Source organism: Veillonella sp. VA139, from assembly GCF_003992005.1.
In the GTDB taxonomy this organism is placed as follows: domain Bacteria; phylum Bacillota; class Negativicutes; order Veillonellales; family Veillonellaceae; genus F0422.
Genome location: NZ_RQVL01000007.1, coordinates 1 through 22,551, shown reverse-complemented (window position 1 = coordinate 22,551; position 22,551 = coordinate 1). Strand labels below are relative to the sequence as shown.

The following is a 22,551-nucleotide window of genomic DNA, read 5'->3' as shown; positions in this document are numbered from 1 at the left end:
TCACACCTCCGCCCTGATAGTTGGACTAGTATTACTTTCTAGATTATTTAGATGGGTATTTACATATTGTTGGGGACGTATAAAAGGTTTCGTCTGACCTTTGACATCAATGATGATAGCATATCTATTATCTGCTATAACATTATCAGTCATAGCCTCATCATAAAGTATATTGCTTGGTTTTACTTCACTTATTTCTTGAGTATTGCATTCGTCAAAACTATGTACAGATCTTGTATTAGAACAATCGGATGTCTTAACGTTTAATAGTGCAACTTCTGTAACACTGTAGGGCTCCCTTGGAATTCCTAAGTATGGCAATGTAGCACCACACACCTCAATGGTATGGTAATCCTGTCGGATTCTCCGCCACTCCACAAAGGAATAGTTAGGAATGTATTGTTGTACCACTTCTTCCTCACGCCAGAATACCTCAGCATCTTGCATTTCTTGTTTCCTATCTTTAGATAGACCAAATCGTTCATCCCGTATTTTTCCATTGAAAGAAGTTAACACATCGTAGCGCAGTAAGTCACAAGCCACTCGGTCCTCTTTCAAGCTAAAGAACTCATAAAGGAATGCTATTTGATCAGCATCATTTAATTTGCGGTCTTGATTCCCTTTTTCTAACCATAGCTCGGTCATCTCTTCAAAATAAGCAAAGGCCGATCCTTCTTGGATTAAGCTTTCACTTATATATCCAAAGACTGTGCGATACCGTTCACTATTATAGAACCGTTCGAACACATCTTCAAAATGTTTTAACATGCGTACATCATCATATGGTAAGACATGGGTTTGTAATACTTCGTAAGGTGCTTTTGGATTCGCAATGTACTCGTACTCTGCCATAGAACGCACGCCGGAGCCTTTTAATAACTTTAAAAAGCCAATCTGCAATGCATGGGGTTGTAAACTAAACAAATCATTAAAGGACTTCTCGAAAATAGCTTTACTTTCATAAGGCAACCCTACAATTAAATCCATATGCACATGGGTGCGCCCTGATTTGATAATTGGTGGTATCACAGATTGAATACGGCCCCAATCATTACGACGATGGATGGCCTCCAATGTCTTATCATGAGTACTTTGGACTCCTACCTCAATCTGTATTTGTCCATGACGAGTAGAACTTAGAATATCTACTTCTTTTTCAGTCATTAAAATGGATTCCATTTCCAAGTGAAAGTTCGTCTGTCCCCCATGGTCACGCATCCACTCCATCAATGGAATATGATGATGAGGCGCACAGTTGAAAGTCCGATCCACAAACTTCACTTGTTTTACATTGTGATCTACGAACCAAGCCAACTCTTCGAGTACCCGTTCTTGGGGAAAGAATCGTACGGTGTTGCGATTTCCAGATAAGCAATATTGGCAACTAAAGGGACAACCACGAGAAGATTCGTAATAGACAATTTTATTTCCCAAGGTAAGCATATCTTCTTCCGTGTACGGGAAGGGTATGGTGCTTAAGTCCTTCACCTCTACCGCCTCTTCCGAGCCTTGAATAGTGCCTTGTTCTCTACCTAAGATGCCAAGTATGACAGGGTTAACAGGAGACTGACCTATACGGATTGCTTTCACAAACGTAGTAAAAGCCTCCTCTGCTTCCCCTTGCACAATATAGTCAATATATGGGTGGTCTTCTAATAGTTCTCGCGCCGTATAACTCACCTCTGGACCACCTAATATAATTTTCGTGTTAGGGCGGACCGCTTTGATCATGGAACACAGATGCAATGTCATATCAATATTCCAAATATAACAAGCAAACCCCAACACATCTGCATCTAAGGTAGTCACATTATTTAAAATATCTAAAATAGGCATATTAATAGTGTACTCCACTATCTCATATGCCTCGTCCTTAGTTCTTCCATAAGCCTGCAAATAGCGCAACGCCAAAGAAGAATGTATATATTTTGAATTCAACGTTGAAATGATAACTTTCATTTGTACCTCACTCATCGAATGAACCTCGTTCATCGGCTATTGTTCTATTATACCATACAATGCAAATACCTCACTACTGGAGACCCAATAGTGAGGCATTATGTAACTTATTCATTTCTTAAGAATCCCATACGTGTGAGGTCAAGCATAAACTCTTCTAAGGCCTCTCGTATAGTCATAGGACTCTTTTCTCCTGTATCCAAATGATACCGATGGACTTGCAATACTTGTTCTGCTTTCTTGCATAATGCATCCCAAGTTTTTGGCGTTGCCAATTCTTTCATGACAAACACATGTCCTTCATTACAACCTTCGATGGTCTGATTGAATGAATCAGCCAATTGAATGTAAGGGCTAGCTCCTTTCATAACTACTGTTTCCACATAGTTTGCCAACATGGCCGGCACCGTTGACACCCCTTCCACAAATGGATTGTGGTGCAATGGTTCCGAATGAGCGGTGATTAAATCCATGAATAAGAATCGCAGTACTAATGGATATACCTCACCTAAATCGAGCGGTTCTGTGGCTAGTGCCTTGGCTTCTTCTACCACATCATTGATAGTAAATGTACTTTGGTTACGACATAGATTCACCAATGCTTGTTCCCACAGGTATGCACTATCTTTCCAATCGGATAAATTCGTATTAGAACTATAATATAAACGATTCAAAGTACTAATCTTAAACTCTTCATGCAGGAGCAAGTCCTTCTCCAATTCACCGTGGCATAGCATGGATCGACGGAATTGTGTATCGTGATAAAAGTCTAACATTTGCAATTTGTCTGTGAAAGACCCTTCACTCAAGATTTCCATCCGTTTTTGCATATCTTCCTGCATATAGGAAATACAATTCAAAGTAAACTCTGTATCCCCCACATGGGCCAATCCATGTTCTTTAGCCATCGCAATAAAGTCGCTCACATAAACGGGATCATTGATGTCTTCAAAATACTCATGAGCAATGTAGTACGGCATATGGTCAAACAGATTTTTAATATCTCGTAACTTCCAACTTTGTCGTTTCGATAATGTGTTAGAATTAGAAATTAACTCTTGTAATAACTTAATTGCCCCTAATCCTTTATGAGTTCGATCCATCAATGATTTATCTGTATCATTCCGTGTTGCATAGAGCATAAAATCACGTGTTTGAGACATGCGCTTCCACCCTGGCAACGTGTTATACGAAATATAAGCAATCCCCTGTTTCGATAGATTGACACGACAAATTTCAAAAATTTTATCTTTCACCGTATCTGGTACCCACGACCAAATACCATGAACGATGACGTAATCAAAAGTGCCAAACTCTGAATCAATGTCCATAATATTCTTCGCTTCTAATCGGATGTTATCCAAACCAATGGTGCGAATAATTTCATTGCCAATGTCCACCTGTTGCTCTGCTAAATCAATGCCCACATAGGTCCCCATAGGGTGCTCAATCGCTTGTGCTATGAGATTGCCCCCCATAGAGCAACCTAACTCAAGGACACGAGCCTTCTTTGCTGGCACTGGGTTCAATCCCCACAACATGGCTCTTGCCTCTAAGGATGAAACCGCGGTAGGAGAAAATGGCTTCGACCGATATAACACCTCATCATAGGACGTGCTCTCTCTTCTATCTTCCTGTCTAGTCCCTACAATTACTCTATTCCGGTTGTTCTCGTTTCCTAATCTTTCCTGTGTCATCCTTGCCTCGTACTCATATTTACATTCTATATTTACTAACTATGTGTATCCATATGAAAGTATGTCAACTAACTTTTAAAAGGGACTATATCCCTTCATTGCATATATCTAATTATACCAAAATAAACCCATCCTATCTATAGAGTATAATTCAGATTCTATAGCACATGTGGAAACACAACTCTTATGCGGATAATCTCACATATAACGATGAGCCAACAAAAAGTCTCACAAGCATAGAAGAGAGGTCAGTCGCCGAAGCAACAGACCTCTCTCTTACACACCTATTCAGTTACATAGCATCCAGAAAGAACGACTATTTACCTTGGGTTGCCAATAATTGCTGTACCATAGCCCGCAATTCAGCTACCTCTTGTTTTAATTCTGGTAATTCTTTCAATTGTTCTTTTTGTCTTGCATTTTCTTCTTTAAATGCTGCAATTTCATCTTGCATTACATACACAGAAGATAATGGTCCGCCTTTATAGCGTTCTGGAATCATGCTTGTATTACCACCGAATCGGTATGTCATACCTGCGTTCATCATATGTTCATTTTCACCCATACTAATGCCCACATTGAACATAAAGTTTTCACTTGTGTAATGCGCTACACCCAATGCCAAGGCTTGTTTACCACGGTAGGAACCAATACCTGCCATAATTTGAGATTTGCGCATTGGATCAAAGCTTAATGGATTCATCGCCGCTAACGCTGCCGCATGAGCACCGATGGCATTAGCTTGATTAATAATCGTAGTTGTACTACGTTTCAACTGTCCTACCGTTGCGGCATCATCCATAGCTACGCCGTCTGCTACATTCGTAATACGGTTGCCACCATTATTTAAACCTTCATGACTTAATGTAACAGTTTTCGATGATAAACGATCTTTTGGAGCAATCACAATACCGCCGGACGTAACAGTAGTACTTACATTAACATCTTTATTTTTGTTTGCATCAGTAATGATATTACCAGCAGCATCCACATTGTACAAGGTATATTTCATGGAATCTCCATCCATAACACCAGTACGGACACCGACTTTCTTACCTGCTTTATCAGTCACATCTTTTGTATAGGTAGTAGAACCATCACCCATGTTCACATGTTTTGCCAACTTCACAGTCATCGTTGTTGGTGTTGTTACACCATCTTTCGTTTCAGCAGCTTTTAATTCTACGCCGATGTTATTATCAGTTAGAGCATCCATCTTAGCTCCACCAACGATAGATAAAGTTTCACCAAGGCCAACCATGGCTTCTACTGCTTTATCCTTTGCATCCTTAGTGTCTGCCGTGAACACACGACCTTTGTTGACTTTATCGTCAACAACTTTCAACTGATCTTCCGTCGCTGCACGACCGCTGACAATACCATTTGTTTTAGGATCCCAAGTTTTGTTATCCAAACCAGTGATGAAGTTGCCAGTTTCTGTTTTAGTAGTCGTATTCGGAGCTTCACCAATTTCAGTAGTCGTAACGGATTGCTTACCAATGCTGATACCATTTGTAATTGCCCCAGCATTGTTATCGCCATTCACACGAATCAACGTAGCACCTACTGATGTACCATTCGTTGCATTTGTGAAAGTACTATTCATTGCATTGATAGAGCCACTGTTAGCACCATCAGTGACAGTGATACCCTCTGTTTTCACTGTTAAGTCTTTACCATTCGCTTCGTATTTCGTTTCGCCCGCTTTGGTAGTTGTCTTAGTAGTACCATCTGCAACTGTTACACTTTCAGCAGTAGTAACAACTTTTTTACCATTTGCTACACCATCAGTAACCGTCGTACCCGTTGCATCCACAGTGGTTTTCTTTGCATCATTCGTTGTATCTGTAATGGTCACCGCAGAACCGCTCACCTCTGTCTTACCAGTCTTGATTATGCCATCAGTTCCGTTAATAGTCACTTTATTAGTACTATCTGTAGCGGCTCCTGTACCACCAACAACAAGAGTTGCATTAGTGCCATCCGCAGTAATTGCATTTGCTCCAGTACCAGCTGTAATACTTGCTTTTGTACCATCTACAGTAACAGCATTGCCATCTTTACCAGCTGTAATACTTGCTTTTGTACCGTCTACGGTAACTGCATTCGCATCCTTACCAGCTTTGATAGTACCATTTGTACCGTCAACAGTAACTGCATTCACAGCTGTACCTAATGTCACTGTATCTGCTAATTTCACATCATAATTAGTATGTTTATCTTTAGCATCTGTGCTAGTCGTCAATACAAGATTATGGTTAGTGGTAGCGGCATTATTATCATTAACAGTTAGCGAAACTTTGTTAGCTTTTAACTGTTTCACATTCACTGCATCCGTATCAGCCACACCATCACCTACATGAGTAATCGTATTGCCACCATTATTTAAGCCAGATGAATTTATGGATACACTACCACCGTTATCAGAATTAATTCTAATACCTGTAGCACCAAGCTCAAAGTGATTTGTACCATCATCATAGGAAGAACCTGTTGCAGTATGGCTAGCCGTGTTATTACCTTCTGTGAAAGTAGACCCCGTAGCTGTATGCGTTGCACTACCATGATCATCTACGATTGTAGATCCATTAGCAGAATAAATAGATGAGTTGTTACCATCTGTAAATACACTGGAGCCAGCAGAATGCGTTACCGTAGCTGTGCCATCTGTTACTTTCATACCATCTGTATTAACAGTAGTTACATGATTGCCATCTTTGTACTCCGTATTACCAGCAGTAGCCGTTGTTGTCACATTACCATTAGTAATCGTTGTGCCATTAGCTGTTGTTTCCACAGACTTGTTAGCTCCATCGGATAGCTTAGAAGTTGTAGCCGTATATTCAGCTGTATTCGTACCATCTGTTACCGTTACACCCGTAGCACTAGTTGTAGTCGTATTTCCAGCACCATCCGTTACTGTCGTACCTGATGCATCTAGAGTTGTGTTCTTATTCTTATTATCTTTGTCTACTACTGTGACTGATGAACCATTGACCGTAGTGTTACCCGTTGTAATCGCACCAGTGTTACCATTTACTGTCACTTTCTTATCATCAGCTGTACCAGCAGTAATCGTTCCTTCCTTGCTATTGATTTCAATTGCATTGTTAGGATTTTCACTGTTGGTGAAAGTCGTTTTACCATCTTTACCTACAGTCATCGTTGATGTTGTAGCTGGTGTACCTGCTTGGGTATTAGTAACTGTAAATCCATCGTTACCGATTTCTAACTTAGTACCAGTAGCATCTTTGGTTCCATCTGTATTAGTGATAGAGGTAATACCACGTAAATCTTTAGCTAAGGAGATATTTAGTCCATCGCCATTAGCATCCGCATTTGCTTTTACTAAGATATTGCTAGTATTACTATCATTCGCTCCACGAGTGTAATTATCAGCACCTTGTACTTTTAAGGTCGCCCCTAAATCACGATGTACGTTTACAGTCGTATCATTACCAACGAAGTTAATACCTTTCGCAAGAATTTCTTTCGCTGTTGTGTACAAGTCAGTGGCATTGACAGCTGCAAACTTACTTGCATTTGTTTTTGATGCTGTTGTTAATTTATTAAGATAACTTTGATCATCTAGATCAGCACCAGTATCATCTTTTGCTGTCAGTTTATCAACCGGAGATGCTACATTACCAAATACTGTTGGTGATGTTGTAGCACCATCTGAATTAACTACACGAGCTTGTGGATTATCTACTGCATCGAGAGTTACATCTGGTGGTAAATCTGCGGCAGCTTTCAAAGTACCATCAGCATTTACTGCTTCAGCACGATGGTATTTACCATCTACTGCTTTCACTAAGCGATGACCTTCATCATCCGTATACACAACGGAACCAGCTTCGCCATGGCGCAATGCATTGACCTTGTATGTGGTCGTTTTTTCATTGAGACCATCTGCTTTTGTCAATCCATCTTTCGCAATGGCACCAGTTTCATTGCCAGTTTTACCATCACGACCATCAGAATTTTTCGCATCCAATTGGTCTAATTTTTTCTTCACCGCATCTGCAAGGTCGATGTTGATTTTGCCATCTTTCGTCGCTTTCGTTACCACCTTATCAGCAGTACCCGTAATTTCCAACGTACCATCTAACAAGTTAATTGTATGGTCTGCGACAGCAGTACCCGCATCATCCACAGTAGTATCTGCTTTATAGCGAAGTTTCGTACGCGCATCCACGTATTTCTTATTCGCTGCATCCGTATCATCAGTTGGATCCGCTACATTAGTAATACGGTTGCCACCGTTGTTGAGACCCCCATTAGTCAAGGATACAACCTTACCGGCTACATTAGATGGTGTTATGGTAATACCATTCGCTCCTACAACGGTTGTATTTGTACCATCAGTTATAGTTGTACCACCTGTATTTATTTTAGTGAAATTCTTACCATCTTTCACAATGACTTCAGCGCCATTCACTTCTGTTTTACCAGTGGTAATTTTACCATCTTTACCATTCACAACAACTTGTTTATCTGTATCTTTACCAACAGTGATAGTACCTTTCTTGCTATCAATTTCTACTGTGTTATTAGGCGCAGTACTATTCTCAAATGTTGTTTTACCATCTTTACCAATGGTTGCTTTTGAAGTTTCAGCAGTTCCACCTGCAACTGGTTGCGTATTTGTTAATGTCACACCATCATCAGTTAATTCCATTTTACTGCTTGGTTTTGTAGTGTCATTAGTATTGGAAACTAATGTAATACCTTGCAAGTCTTTTGCTAAACCAATTTCTAGGTCTCCATTAGAATTACGTTTTGTTGCAATATTATTAGCTGCTGTTGTAGTCGGTGCAGTACCTTCTCCCACAATATTAAGTGTTTCACCTAAATTTTTATGGATAGCATTTCCAGTATTACCTTTGAAATCTATACCTTTAGCAATAATCGCATCGGAAGTGTTCTTCAAATCCGTTACATTCACTGCTGCATGTGCTACCTTGCTGCCTGCTTCTGTAGCTTTATCAAGTTTATCCAAGAACTTCGTTTTATCTGTATTAGTATCTAACGTAGGTAATACACGAGATAATGCAGAGCCTACATTATTCAACACCGATGTAGCGCCCGTTGTTTTACCATCTGGGGATACTAAACTAGAATATGCTTTATCTTTGTCTGCATTAAGCAAATCAAGACCTACAGGGGCTGTGCCACCTGCCGGTGTAGCTTTTACTGTTCCATCTGCGTTTACATCAGTCGCTTTATAATATTTGCCGTCAGTAGCTTTCACAAGACGATTACCATCTTCATCAGTGAACACCACAGAACCTGCCTCACCATGGCGCAATGCATTCACTTTGTACGTCACATTTTGACCATTAATGCCATCAGCTGTAGCAATACCAGTAGAAGCAATCGCATTTGCTTCGGAGCCTAATTTGCTATCTCGACCATCGGAAGTTGTGGCAGCTAATTGATCTAACTTTTTAATCACCTTAGGTGCTAAGCCCACTGTGATTTTACCATCTTTAGATGCTGTTGTTACCACTTCATCAGTGACACCTTCGATGTTCAATACACCATCTAATAAATTAATCTCATGATTTGCCTTAGCTACACCTGTTACATCTGGTTCCACAGTATTAGCTTTATAGCGAAGTTTCGTCCGAGCATCAACATATTGTTTGTTCGCTGCATCTGTGTTGGCTGTTGGATCTGCTACATCAGTAATACGATTGCCACCATTATTTAAACCAGCATTGGTTAAGGAAACCGTTTTTCCTGCTACCGCAGATGGGCTAATGGTGATACCCGTAGCATTCGTTGTTGTTGTATGAGTACCATCTGTCACGGTAGTTCCATCTACCGTAGTCACTACAGATTTGCCATTTGTAGCTCCATCAGTGACAGTAGTACCGCTAGCCGCTAATGTTGTTTTAGCAGTACCTGTACCAGATACTGTAACAGAAGTTGTATTCACTACTGTATTACCAGTTGTAATAGTTCCCGTTTTGCCATTAATAGTAACTGTGTTGCCATCCTTGGTACCATCATTCGTTTTGAACTCTGTAACGCCATCTTTTTTGATTTCTACCGTAGAGGTAGTAGCTTTGCCACCAGCTGTTGTTGGAGCTTGTGTATTTTTGAAAGTCACTCCATCATTGTTTAAGGTCATAACAGTACTTGGTTTCGTTGTATCTGTTGGATCTGCCACATTCGCAATCGTTTCAATCTCTTTTAGGTTTTTAGATAATTTAACCGTTAATTTTCCAGTATCACCGTTATTGATAACACCAATATTATTGTTTGTTAAATCTGTCTTAGCACCACCAACGATTTCTAACCGTTCATTCAACTTACGGGTTACAACATGTTTCTCAGCTGCTGTAGCAGTGCTCGCTTCATGGTCGTCACCAGAATATTTCATGCCGTCATCCATCGTGGCTACCACATGGGTAATCGGTGTGGCTGAGCCATCTGGATTCGCTGTTTCATACACAAAACGAGTCATATTTGGTTTCGCATCGCCAACTTTTACATCAGCTCCTAACACTCCTTCCACTTCTTTTGTTTTAAAAGAAGCTTTGTTAGAACCATTAGCACCATATACAGTAATAGAACCATCAGCACCTTTGATCTCAACACCAGATCCATTAGCACCAGTTACCGTTACAGTACCATCTACACCACCAGTTGTTGTGCCCGTTGGGTTTTCCTTGCCTACTGTCACTGTATTCGCTTTCACAGATGTTGCATCTACTTCGTTGACAGCGGTCACATTTTTACCACCTGCATTGATACCGTCTTTGCCAATAGTAACTGTCGTTGTCGTAGCGGTAGCACCAGCACCTTGTGTATTAATAACTTTTAGATCATCGTCTCCTAGCTCTAACTTAGTAGACTTACCTGCATTTTCTTTGCTGGAAACAGAAGAAATGTTTTGTAAATCTTTCGCTAAACCGATTTCGAGTTTACCGCCATTTTCTTTCGTGAAAATATTGCCCGCCGCAGTATTAGGTGCTGTAGCAGGAGTACCATAACTACCTTCACCAACAATGTTCAATGTTTGACCTAAACCTTTTTTGATGTCCTTTCCATCATTACCTTGGAAAGTAATACCGCGATCAATAATGGCAGCTGCTGTTTTTTGTAAATCAGATACATTCACAGCTGTAGCTTTATTTTTTGCACCATTCGTAGCATCCGCCACAGTAGCATTTAATTTATCTACATAATCTGGATTTGTACCAGTTACAGCAGTATTTTCTACAATAGATGATACATTGGTAATTGGTGCAGCACCTGTTGTATTAACTTTTGTACGAACCGTATTAGCTGCAACTACTATACCATCCGCTTTTTGGAAAGTACCATCAGTTTGTTTGAAAACTTCATTACCATTAGCATCTACGTAGATAAGGGCTTTTGCTTCTTTTAATTTATCTAACTCATCTTTCTTGGCTACATTTTTAATTTTTATCGTGTTTACACTAGTCGTGTTAGAAGCATCTTGAACTTTTAATTCTATTGATCCATTCGCAGTTAAGGTGTATTCACCGTTAGCATCATCTGGGTTTGCAATCAAACGATAATCAGAAGCAGATTTAGCACTAATTTTATCGTTCAAGACTTTCAACTGATCTTCTGTAGCAGCACGTCCACTAACATATCCTTTTGTATCTAAATCCCAGTCTTTATTGTCTAAGCCCGTGATATAGTTTCCTGTGTTAGCCTCTGTAGTAGCATTATTCTTGGTAGCCGTTACTGTTTGATTACCAATAGCAATACCATCTGTTACAGTGTCGCCTGTACCTTTAGTACCGTTAATACGAATCAACTCAGCACCAATTTGTGCACCTTTTGTGTTGTTGATGACTTTCAAACCATCTACTGTTGTAGTTGTAGTTTTGCCATTCGTAGCACCATCAGTGACAGTTGTACCACTAGCATCTAAAATCGTTTTATTCGTATTAGTACCTGTACCGGATACTGTGACTGAGCTTGTATTCACTACAGTTTTACCAGCCGTAATAGATTCCATGCCTGTAATAACTTTAGACAATCTAACATTCAACTTACCATTGTCATTGACCACACCGATATTATTAGTTGTTAACTTAGTTGTTGTGGCACCACCAACGATATCAATAGTTTCATTCAACTTCTTAGCAATCACTTTGGTTTTGTCTGTAGCTGTTACATCATCACCAGCATATTTCATGCCGTCTTTCATAGTAGCTACTTCATAGTCAGTATCTGTACCATTCACTTTGCTTGTATATACAAGACGACTCATGTTAGTAGGAGCCGCTGCGCCACTTTCACCAACAATTGGTCCAGAGCCCTCTTTTGTTTTGATAGACACCGTATTCGTAGTAGTTCCATTAACCGTTGTTAATGTAAGCCCACCTGTTGCACCATTTAGCTCAACAGCAGATCCATTTTTACCAGTTACCGTTACTTTGCCGTCTACACCATCATTAGCAGCAGAGGAAGAATTTGCCTTGCCTACTGTCACTGTATTAGCTTTTACAGTTTTTGCATCTACTTCGTTAACAGCTGTCACATTTTTACCACCAGCATTGATACCGTCTTTACCAATGGTAATCGTAGTCGTAGCCGCACCTTGTACATTTGTAACTGTTAATCCATCATCACCAAGTGCAACCTTAGTAGATTTACCAGCATTTTCTTTGCTAGAAATAGAGGAAATATTTTTCAAATCTGAAGCTAAACCAATTTGTAATTTACCACTATTTTGGGATGTATAAATATTGTTAGCCGCTGTAGTTGGTGCTGTTCCGTATGTACCTTCACCTACTACGCTCAGTGTATCTCCTAACGCTTTTTTGATGTTGTTTCCATCATTACCTTGGAATGTAAGACCACGTTTTACAATAGCAGCTGCCGTTTGCTGTAAATCAGACACATTCACTGCCGTTGTTTTATTTTTACCTGCACTTGTATTCGAATTATCTACAGCTTGGTTTAATTTATCAAGGTAATCTGTATTTGCACCAGTAACAGTAGTGTCTGCCACAATAGATTTTACATTAGTAATTGGTGTAGCAGTAGTTGTATTGACTTTCGTAACAACATCACCATTTGCCGCTTGTTTATTTGCTTTTTTGAAAGTTCCATCAGCTTGTTTGAAAACTTCATCACCATCAGCATCCACAAAGATGATAGTTTTAGCTTCTTTTAATTTATCTAGCTCATCTTTTTTCGCTACATTTTTAATCGTAACTGTTGTAGTATTCGTATTTGCATCCGTATTCGATTTATCTACAACTTTTAAGTTAATATTACCATCCTTATCAGCTGTATATGTACCACCTGTCCCAGTCTCTGGATTTACTACCAGTCGATAATCAGAAGAAGATTTTTTCGCCACATCATCAATCACTGATTTTAACTGTTTACCAGTCACAGCATCAGTAGATGTAGCTGTCAACGCCGCATCCTTCAAACCAGTGATATTAATGTTGTTCACCGTAATATTTGCAGCTTTTGCATTCTTACCAGTAGTAGCATCGTTAAATGTCATCACTGATGCACCATTTTTAATCGTTAAGGTATTTGTACCACCTTTACCCGCAATGGATGCCATATCAGTCAACGCTTCATTCAAGTTGTATTTGTACGGATCAGCAGCAGTGCCTGTACCAACTTTTGTTGTGTTCGTACCGCTTGCAAACACATCTTTTGTAACAGAAACAGTATATTTCTTCGTACCAGTTTCGTTGTCTATTGTAGATTCGGCAACTGTTACATTACTGCCAGAAGCTGCTACCACTGGACCTAATCCTGTAATAACTTTTTTACCATCATCTGTAATATTGTCTAATGTTTTATTTGCCAATGGAGTAATAGCTGTATTCACGGCACCAACAGTAGCTAATTTGCTTGCATTTGCTTTGGTATTATCAATAGTATTGCCTACATTAGCAGTTAATGTCACATTACCATTGGCATCAGTTGTTGCATCAATAGCATCATTCGCACTAGTAACTGTTTTCAATCCACCTTTAGCAGTAATGGTAACGGTTCCATTATTGTGACTTAATTCAACATTATCTCCTGCCTTTAATGTCATTTTACGACGGGTACCATTTGTAACATTTTCTGTTTTATCAGACGTACCATTCTTCGTGATGACATCTACATTCATCAAATTATCATCAACGTATTTTTTATTTGCAGCATCTGCATCCGCTGTTGGTGCTTTTACATTGGAAATCACTAAATTACCAGCATTAATACCAGCATTACCAATAGATACAGTGCCTGTAGATGTACCATTATTATTTGTGAAAGTAACACCTGTTTTACTAATTACCACATCTGTTTTAGGAGATGCCGCCGTCCCAGCACCACCGCTAGATAATGTTAATCCCGTTGTGGAATTACCTGCTGTTACAGAGGTCATGCCAGTCAACGCTGCATTCACACTGAATTTATATTTATTAGTCGCAGAACCATCACCCGATAAGGTTGTGTTCGTACCGTTTTCAAAGGCATCTTTTGTAACAGCAATTTTATATTTCTTAACACCCGCAGTCGTAGTATCTGGTGTAACAGTGACATTAGTTGAATCGCTGGCTACAGTAACAGCCGCTTGTGCAATTTCAGCTACTTTTGATTTTGACACACCTACTTGATACGTAGCATTCGCTGCACCTGCGGTACTGCCCGTTTTCACATCTACAGTAGCGATATTTTCATCACCGCTAGCTGCAGTTGCTTTTTCTACAGATTCCACTTGCTTATCTGCGCTTAGTGTATATGTTTTTTGACCTGTAGTATTATCAGTAGTCGTTGCAAGGCTCACTCGATCCCCAGCCGCTACAATCGTTCCTAATCCTGTGATTACTTTTTTACCATCATCAGTAATATTATTCAATGATTTAGTAGCCAATTGGTCAATAGCCGTTTTCACAACACCAGCTGTGACCAATTTATTAGCATCACCTGCAGTACTAACCGCCCCTGCTAATACAGGTGTTACCGTAACGGCACCACTAGTAGTGCTCACCGTTAAAGCCTTCGTATTTCCACTTGTAACTGATTTGATGCCACCATCAGCATTGATAGTTACCGTACCCGTTGTTGCATCAGTCCCTAAGGTTACATTTGTACCAGCTTTGAGTGTAACAGTATTTTTCGAACCTGTTTTTGCCACAGGTGTCACAGCCACGCCTGTTGTAGCGGTTCCACTTTGTACGGCTAATTGCCATTCATCAGATTTTTTCGCTACATCTTTGATAACAGTAGTCGTGTCAGTAACATCTTCGCCCCTTCCGTTAACGTAATTTAATGTTACATTACCAGAAGCATCTGGTGTATATGCATCATTGCCTGTTTGAGCTTTAATATGACGTTCATTAGTTTCTAATGCTTTCAACTGTTTTACGTTCACAGCATCATAGTCATTGATACCACCTGCAACACCAACTAAACGACGAGCGAAGGTAGTCGTAGCATCAGTACTATTACGTCTTGTACCGAAGGATACAACACCATTACCTTTGTCATTAGAGTAATCGTAGGCTATCTCAGCAGCAGTACCTGTAGTAAGTAAATATGGAGATACCTTTGTGGCTGCACTAGCAGAATTTGCGATATCTGCGGAGGTAACTTCTGACTTATACCCTAATGCAATATTACCTACACCATTAGTAGCAGATACTTTAGCCATATATCCCAGTGCTACATTGCCTGTACCCTCTGTGTTGCCTTTATTATCAGCAGTTAAAATTTTTGCATCATAACCTATGGCAACATCCCCTACCTTAGAGTTAACTACGGAAGCATTACCAATGGCCACAGCACCAATACCACCACTATATTTAGTAGTAGTTACACCTGCTGTATCGGTTGTAGTGGTAGCAGTCCCTATTTGAGACAAACGACCTATGGCAACTGATGAGACACCATAACTTCTGGATCTCGTACCAATAGCAATGGCATCTTGACCACCCGCTTCAACACGTGATGCCAAACCATCTCCAGCACCAATGGCAATAGAGTTTTTACCATCTGCCAGCAAATTAGAACCAATAGCTACCGCACGCAATGCATTAGAACTAACATTGGCACCGACACCAACACTATAATCTGCTTTTGAAAGGACTTCACGACCAAATGCAATCGATTTTTCACCACTTGCACTTGTATACGAACCAATAGCTACCGCTTTCGTACCAGTAGCACCATCATTATTTCGATTCGACTTAATACCATTTTCACCATTCACCGTATCATCCTTACTATCTGTAGTATTAACAGAATAATACGCCGTTGCTGCTTTCAACTGTTTTACGTTTACTGCATCGTAATCGTCGGAGCCACCAGACACATGAATGATACGACGTGTTATGTTCATGTTATTATTCGTAGAACCAACGGATAGAACACCATTACCTGGATCTGTATTCGTCTCCCCTGTGAAAGCAGCTGTCGTAGCAGTCGCCACATCAGAGGCGATAACTTCTGAGTTTTCACCTAACGCAATAGAGTGTTGAGCTCCTGTGACAGTAGCATTTTGGCCAATAGCAATAGAGGAATGGGCCTCTGTATACGTAGTAGCTCCTTTCGCACCGGTAGCTTTCACAGGCACTACACTAGCATTGACACCTAATGCAATGGCTCTATCCGCATTCACATTCGTGCCGGACCCGATAGCGATACTGGATTCATTGGATCGACCTACTGCGGTAATACGTTTATATGTTGCACTAGTTGTAGTAGTATCCCGTGTTACTTCACCGATGATGCTATCTACCCCCATCGCAATGGAGTTCTTAGCCGCTGCCGTTGCATAGGATCCCATTGCAGTACTATTTTCTCCCAATGTAAGCGCATTTTGACCAATGGATACAGATTGCGTTCCTCTTGCTACCGCGTGATCTGCGATAGCAACACTTCGATCTGCCATAGCATTAGCATAGGCGCCTACTGCTAAGGCGTTGGATACTTCTTTAGTTCCAACTGTATGCACAGCACCTTCATTCTCAAAGTTTCCTTTGATATTTAATGTGCCAATGGCATTACCATCCGCATCATTACCAGCAATAGACCAGTTTTCAGTGGCAAAATCTGTTTTCGATTTACCGCTAGCCCCAGAGATGGATAAGAAGTGAGCCGTTTTATCTGTCCAGTCGCGCAACTGTGCCACTGTTACAGCATCTGTATCCAATGCGCCTGGTGCTACATTGACAATACGACGAAGGCCTAGCACATTCTCTTTAGTAGTTGTACCATTCGCCTTAGTCGTAACTTCTTCTGTCCAACCACCTACAGAGACATAACCGGCTGCCGTAGCATCTAATTTTGCCAATTTATCGGCTAACTTAGAGCCCTCTGGCAAATAAGCCCCTATTTTTAACCCATGCACATTGGTAGCAGTTTCAGTATTACTCAAACTAGCTTCACGACTATTAGGATTACCATAGTAGTGGGTGGTAGATTGGAAACCTAATGCCACAGAGTTGGCATACTCTGCCCGCGCATTACGACCAATGGCGATAGATTGGTCTTTATTAACATAGGAACCTTCCCCTAATGCCATGGAACTTCTTGCATTAGCAGCAACACTAGCGGTGGTACCCATAGCAAAGGATGATTTCGCATTATCCCCAATACTAGCGTAGGCACCTATAGCCATACTGTTATAGGCCCCCGTTCCAATTGTGGATTTAAACCCTTGTGCTACGGTATTAACAGAATTTTCTCCAATCGTAGATTTATTACCAAAAGCAAGAGAGTTCCCTGAGTTTTTATTAATCACTGCATTGGTACCGATGGCTTGTGCATTACCCGACCCAAAATCAATTTTTGAGCCTACACCAATAGCCGTACTATTAGCAGCCATTACAGTAGAACCATATCCCATAGCCATAGAGTTAGTATTGTATACACGGCTACCTGCACCTAATGCAACAGATCCCGCACCATACACACTAGACTGTGTACCAAGAGCTATGGAGTTTTCTTTTTTTACGGACGAGGCTACACCGATAGAAATAGAATTTGTTGCCGTATCTGTAGTGCTGGCTAAGGAGCCTAAGGCAATCGAGCTTCCACCCTCTGCCACTGTACCCGCACCTTGGGCAATAGAACTATTGGCAGTGGCCACCGAATAATAGCCGATAGCAATCGAGTTAGCTCCCTTAGCTACAGTCTTTTTTACTTCGTTTTTGGTACCATCAGAGCTTTTAGTCGTCAAATAAATATCTGTGCCTTTTTTTGTATCAATATTAGCAGCCCCTGTTTGCAACGCTTTAATTTTATTGGTCACTTCTGTACTTTTATTCTTATTTCCTGCTTGGCCGTCTGCAATATACGTCAAATTAGCCACGTTGGGAACTGAAAATCCAGTTGCTGTTAACTGTGTATATGCCGTATCCATAGCGGTTTTCGCAGCCACAACACTTCCTTGTACATCAGGATCTTTAGGATATTTTTCCACCTCTGTATAGTATGCACTGGCTTTAGCAACATAATTGTCCCATGCGGTTTGTTGTGCCGATGTTAAAGGTGCGTTAACCCCTTGTACTCCCGATATAAGAGCTGCTGCCCCTGCATTAGTGCCAAATTCTGTATTGGCATACGTATGGTAACCAATGGCCAAGGAACCAACACCTGCCGCTTTAGCACTATATCCATAGGACATTGAACCTTGTTGCGATGATTCATTGTGGTTACCTACTGCTAAGGATTGCGCCGCAAAGGAACGAGATTCTTCACCAATAGCAACGGCGCCAGTTGCGTCCTCCCCTGTATAGGCACGAAGACCCATAGCTGTGGAACCTTCTCCTAAGGCAAAGGCAAGAGTACCGATAGCTGTGGAACCATCTGATTTAGCAATGGAACGTGAACCGACGGCAATAGACCCAATACCCCTCGCCATAGTAGGACTGTATATATGAGTATCTTCAGTAACATTACCACCACTATCCTTTGTTACTTTCATATAAGAGCTTTTGAACCATTCCCAGCTACGTAATGTGTCATATCCACTCGGGTCCAATGAAGTTCGTTTGCGTTTAGTCCCCGTACTATCAATAAATTCAACATCTTTGAAAATTCCTTGTTTATCTTTATCTGTAGATGTCCCATCTCCATAAATAGATTTAACCACATCATCGGTCATGGTATCCTTATATTTTTCAGAAATATCGTCATTACCAATGGCAACAGAGGATGCCCCAATTGCCATAACGTCATTACCGACCGCTGTCGCTTGGTCCATGGCAAAGGTACCAGAGCCAACTGCCGTAGCTTGACCACCAATACCTGTTGCATTGTTACCTATCACCGTTTGTTGAGATGGTCTATATTTACTAGGATTGTTAATATAAGATCTTGATAAGCTGGATCCAGCCGCCCATGCATGTCCACCAATAATGACTGAGTTATATGCTTGACGGTTATAAATACCTTGAAAACGTTCTGCTGTAGTCCCTACATTGTCATCTGTAACTGGTGCAAAAACAATGGACTCATGAGTGAGTAAATCAGCCCCCGCCCAATGATAATCAATTGTAGTACCACCACTATGGGGATTACCGATTACACCAGCCTGTGCGGCTTCTACCGTATGTCCGCCTAGAAAACCAATACCCCCTGTAATGAGGAAGGCAATGACTGCCCCTTTGGTGAACATACCACGGTCTTTTAACACTCGTTTCAGAAATCGTTCGCATTCTTTAAACTCAAAACTATTTCTCATGTAATACTTTCCTTTCTAATAGAGAAAATTAAGACGTTCTTTCACAGGTCCTATTATCGTAATATGACCTTTTAGAACACTTTCACAAGAATACGTATACATACAGACATAAGCATATAGTGCCATCGCACCTAGATAAACTGTTATAAACAACAAGTATCCTAAACGATGTTAGTGGTACTTATCATTTAGGATATTCATTACATCTTATGTCACAACAACTATGAGACATTATGAATTTATACTGCATAACGTGTATCTTGCCTCTAGGAATGCAATATGTACATGTCTCTATGTATACATATATATGCTATATTATACTATTTCGGTGTACTTTAAACAATAGTTTTGCCCTATATTTTTAAGAAATTTCTTCGTACCCCCCCCCCATTTTTAAACGAATTGCATAACATTGATAAGCACCTATAGCACAAGGGATAATAGTTATTTTTTAGGACTTATTTTTAGAAAAATATTCCTTCATTGTGCACCATGTATATACGTGGTAATTAGATAGAAAAAAACTCTCTGCTATATGAATACAATCTATAATATTCCAAAAATATGAATAACAAATAAATTAATTGATAATTTTTGTATGTCGTGCTCTAACTACCCCCTGAGGAACGCAGTTAGACGTAGTAGCCTTTGTGGAGAGTCTTACTGACAATATACTACAAACGCAGAAGACCGTAACATACCCCTGAGCAAACATAACCACTGTATAGTTTGTGAAGGGGTGTGTTACGGTCTTCCCTTTATTATATTCAGTTAAGACCGCCATAGGCTACATAGACTCACAAGTGACGACTTTAAATAATTTAGTAGTTTTTCCTAGACCATTCTAACATCGCACTTTCTAATATTTCAAAATTACAATTACGAATATGAACAATTTTATATAAGTGTCCAATTTATATTTACAATTTAAGATTAAGTATTTTTTATTTTCCAATAACCTTTTTTTGAACTTCCGACATATTCTATTCTCCCCTCTTCTTTTAATTTAGAAATATCTCTTTCAATTGTAGCTTTGGATACCCCTAATATATCTTTAAGCTCACTTGATTTTATATTATTATTTTCCATGATTAATTTCAATATTTTAGTTCTTCGTTTTAAGACTCCTAATTTTAAATCTGCTACATTATTTTGACCCTCATTTTGACCCTCATTTTGACCCTCATTTTGACCCTCATTTTGACCCTCATAATTACGATTAAACAAAGTAAGAATTACACCATTGTTAGAAATATAATAATCAGGTTGCTTTTTAAAACCAGCATAGTCATCAAATATCCTCCTAACACCTGAAGCATAATTTTCTATAACATCAATTTTATCTAATGCATTAACAATTAACTTATTTCTTTTTGCTACCATTCCCATTTTTATATTCTCAAGAGTTAGACCATCAGGATTCGCTTTCTGTTTGACAAACTCGAAAAATATAATACATCATCAAGCTGTTTTAAAATTGAACCTGAAAATTCTTTTTTGTCAAGGAATATGCTTACATCTGTTCCTTGAAATACTGCAAATTTACTAATTGTCGTATTTTGATCGCTTAGAAGTAAAGCTGCCTGATTGTATTTATTATCTTTACCTATTAAAGACAATGCAAAAACATCAAACTTCACACCTTTTTCATTAAATCTTTTTTCAATATATTCAAAGGTTAAATCCCCTCGGTCAATACTAATTCTTTCAAAATCATTTGATGAGTGGCTTCTAATCATTCTTTGAATCTCATCAAAGCTAGCAACTCTTTTGGTGCTCCCCACTCTAACATAAACACCTTTAGAATTAAATCCTTCTCCATCCTTATAAAAATATGGTTTATCTTTTCCTGATGATATTTTAATCTTAAACGGTAATTCATTAGGATAGATATGAATTAAATTCGTAACATCGGGGCTAAACGCATTAACAGCCCAATTAGATAATATATCTTCCCATTCTTGTTTTTTATTTTCGATTAACTGTTTATCTATTGTTCCATCATCATGTACACCTAAATGAATTTCTCCACCTTCAGTGTTAAGGAAAGATACAATTTCTGCTTTTAATTTATTTTGTTTGTCCGGAATATCAATTTTAAATTCAATTCGACTATCTTCCATATATTCACCTTTCTAGATACTATATGTTATTTCCAGTCATAGAAAACTAGCTATCTATAAATAGCACCATAATTATTATTTTCCCATTTTGAGCAAATTTATTGCTTTTATTATATCATATGAGTACACAATAATAGCTCTACAAAAATCTATTCACAAATCTCCCATACCAGGAAAAACACCCAATGAACGCAGTTAGACGTAGCAGCTTTTGTGGCGACCCTTGCTGACAAAATTACACAAACACAAGCAGAGCACGGCGTGCTCCGAACAAACATTATGAAATACTGTTTGAGAGGGGGATGCCGTGCTCTTCCCTTAATCTAGTTAAGCTCTCCACAAAACTGCATAGACTCACAAGAGACGACCCACAAGGCTAAATAGGCTAAAAAGTAGTATTTTTCCTCAGATTATGGTACAATACAAGTGTAAATAAGAAGAGCCATCAACGTGTGGTTGGCGTTAGGCTCATCTTAAATAATGTGAAAAGATGACAAGCCTAACGTGTATAAGTGGTACGAACACTTATTATTTACGTTAGGCTTTGTCATTTCTAATTAAAGAAACAATAAATATCTATAATTAATTTCAAAAATTTTACTACTAAAAGTAATTTTTTCCAAAATTTCATAGAAACCACCTCCTCCCATAGTAGGAAGAGATGAGCCTAACAACACGTTAATGACTCTTCTACATACTTATTATACCACAAAATTATACAAATCGTTGATATAATTTGAACTTAATTATCATAAATTACAGCACTCTATACATAGTAAAATCACTTTCACCTGAGGAACGCCATTAGACGTAGCACCCTTAGTGGCGTCACTTACTAACAAAATTATATAAACACAAGAAGAGCACGACATGTTCCGGAGCAAACCTAACCACTGTATCAGTTTGCGTAGGAATATGTCGTGCTCTTCCCTTTATCTAATTTAGGCCGCCACAGGCTGCATAGGCTCACAAGTAACGACTTAGAGGAGCGCATGCTCTTTTCCGATTTTAACAACTTGTTCTACTGACATATTCGTGACACGTGCAATCATTTCAACCGATAATTTCTCACGTA

Annotated in this window: 5 protein-coding genes; all 5 read right to left on the bottom strand. The window is 39.5% G+C overall.

Annotated elements, in window-relative coordinates; genetic code table 11:
- The 5 genes from EO125_RS03965 to EO125_RS09960 all read right to left on the bottom strand — a co-directional run bounded on the left by EO125_RS03965 (window position 1) and on the right by EO125_RS09960 (window position 21,476).
- Window positions 1-1,959 (bottom strand): DUF4080 domain-containing protein, encoded by a 1,959-nt coding sequence (locus EO125_RS03965; RefSeq protein ID WP_370447287.1) that lies wholly within the window; start codon window positions 1,957-1,959, stop codon window positions 1-3.
- A gap of 107 nt (window positions 1,960-2,066) precedes the next feature.
- Window positions 2,067-3,656, bottom strand: coding sequence for a class I SAM-dependent methyltransferase (locus EO125_RS03960; RefSeq protein ID WP_127147762.1), 1,590 nt, complete (start codon window positions 3,654-3,656; stop codon window positions 2,067-2,069).
- Between the two features lie 316 nt (window positions 3,657-3,972).
- On the bottom strand, window positions 3,973-19,353 hold the full coding sequence (locus tag EO125_RS03955; RefSeq protein ID WP_127147761.1) for a YadA-like family protein: 15,381 nt from the start codon (window positions 19,351-19,353) through the stop codon (window positions 3,973-3,975).
- Window positions 19,354-20,286: 933 nt separating this feature from the next.
- Window positions 20,287-20,742, bottom strand: coding sequence for an HTH domain-containing protein (locus EO125_RS09965; RefSeq protein ID WP_206168359.1), 456 nt, complete (start codon window positions 20,740-20,742; stop codon window positions 20,287-20,289).
- A gap of 17 nt (window positions 20,743-20,759) precedes the next feature.
- Window positions 20,760-21,476: a helix-turn-helix domain-containing protein gene (locus tag EO125_RS09960; RefSeq protein ID WP_206168358.1), complete on the bottom strand. Its 717-nt coding sequence runs from the start codon at window positions 21,474-21,476 to the stop codon at window positions 20,760-20,762.
- Between the last annotated feature and the right edge of the window lie 1,075 nt (window positions 21,477-22,551).

What these genes read in the sequence shown, in the direction of transcription:
- EO125_RS03965 (WP_370447287.1), bottom strand. Translation starts at nt 1,959, where the DNA reads ATGAAAGTTATCATTTCAACGTTGAATTCAAAATATATACATTCTTCT.
- EO125_RS09965 (WP_206168359.1), bottom strand. Translation starts at nt 20,742, where the DNA reads ATGGGAATGGTAGCAAAAAGAAATAAGTTAATTGTTAATGCATTAGAT.
- EO125_RS03955 (WP_127147761.1), bottom strand. Translation starts at nt 19,353, where the DNA reads ATGAGAAATAGTTTTGAGTTTAAAGAATGCGAACGATTTCTGAAACGA.
- EO125_RS09960 (WP_206168358.1), bottom strand. Translation starts at nt 21,476, where the DNA reads ATGGAAGATAGTCGAATTGAATTTAAAATTGATATTCCGGACAAACAA.
- EO125_RS03960 (WP_127147762.1), bottom strand. Translation starts at nt 3,656, where the DNA reads ATGACACAGGAAAGATTAGGAAACGAGAACAACCGGAATAGAGTAATT.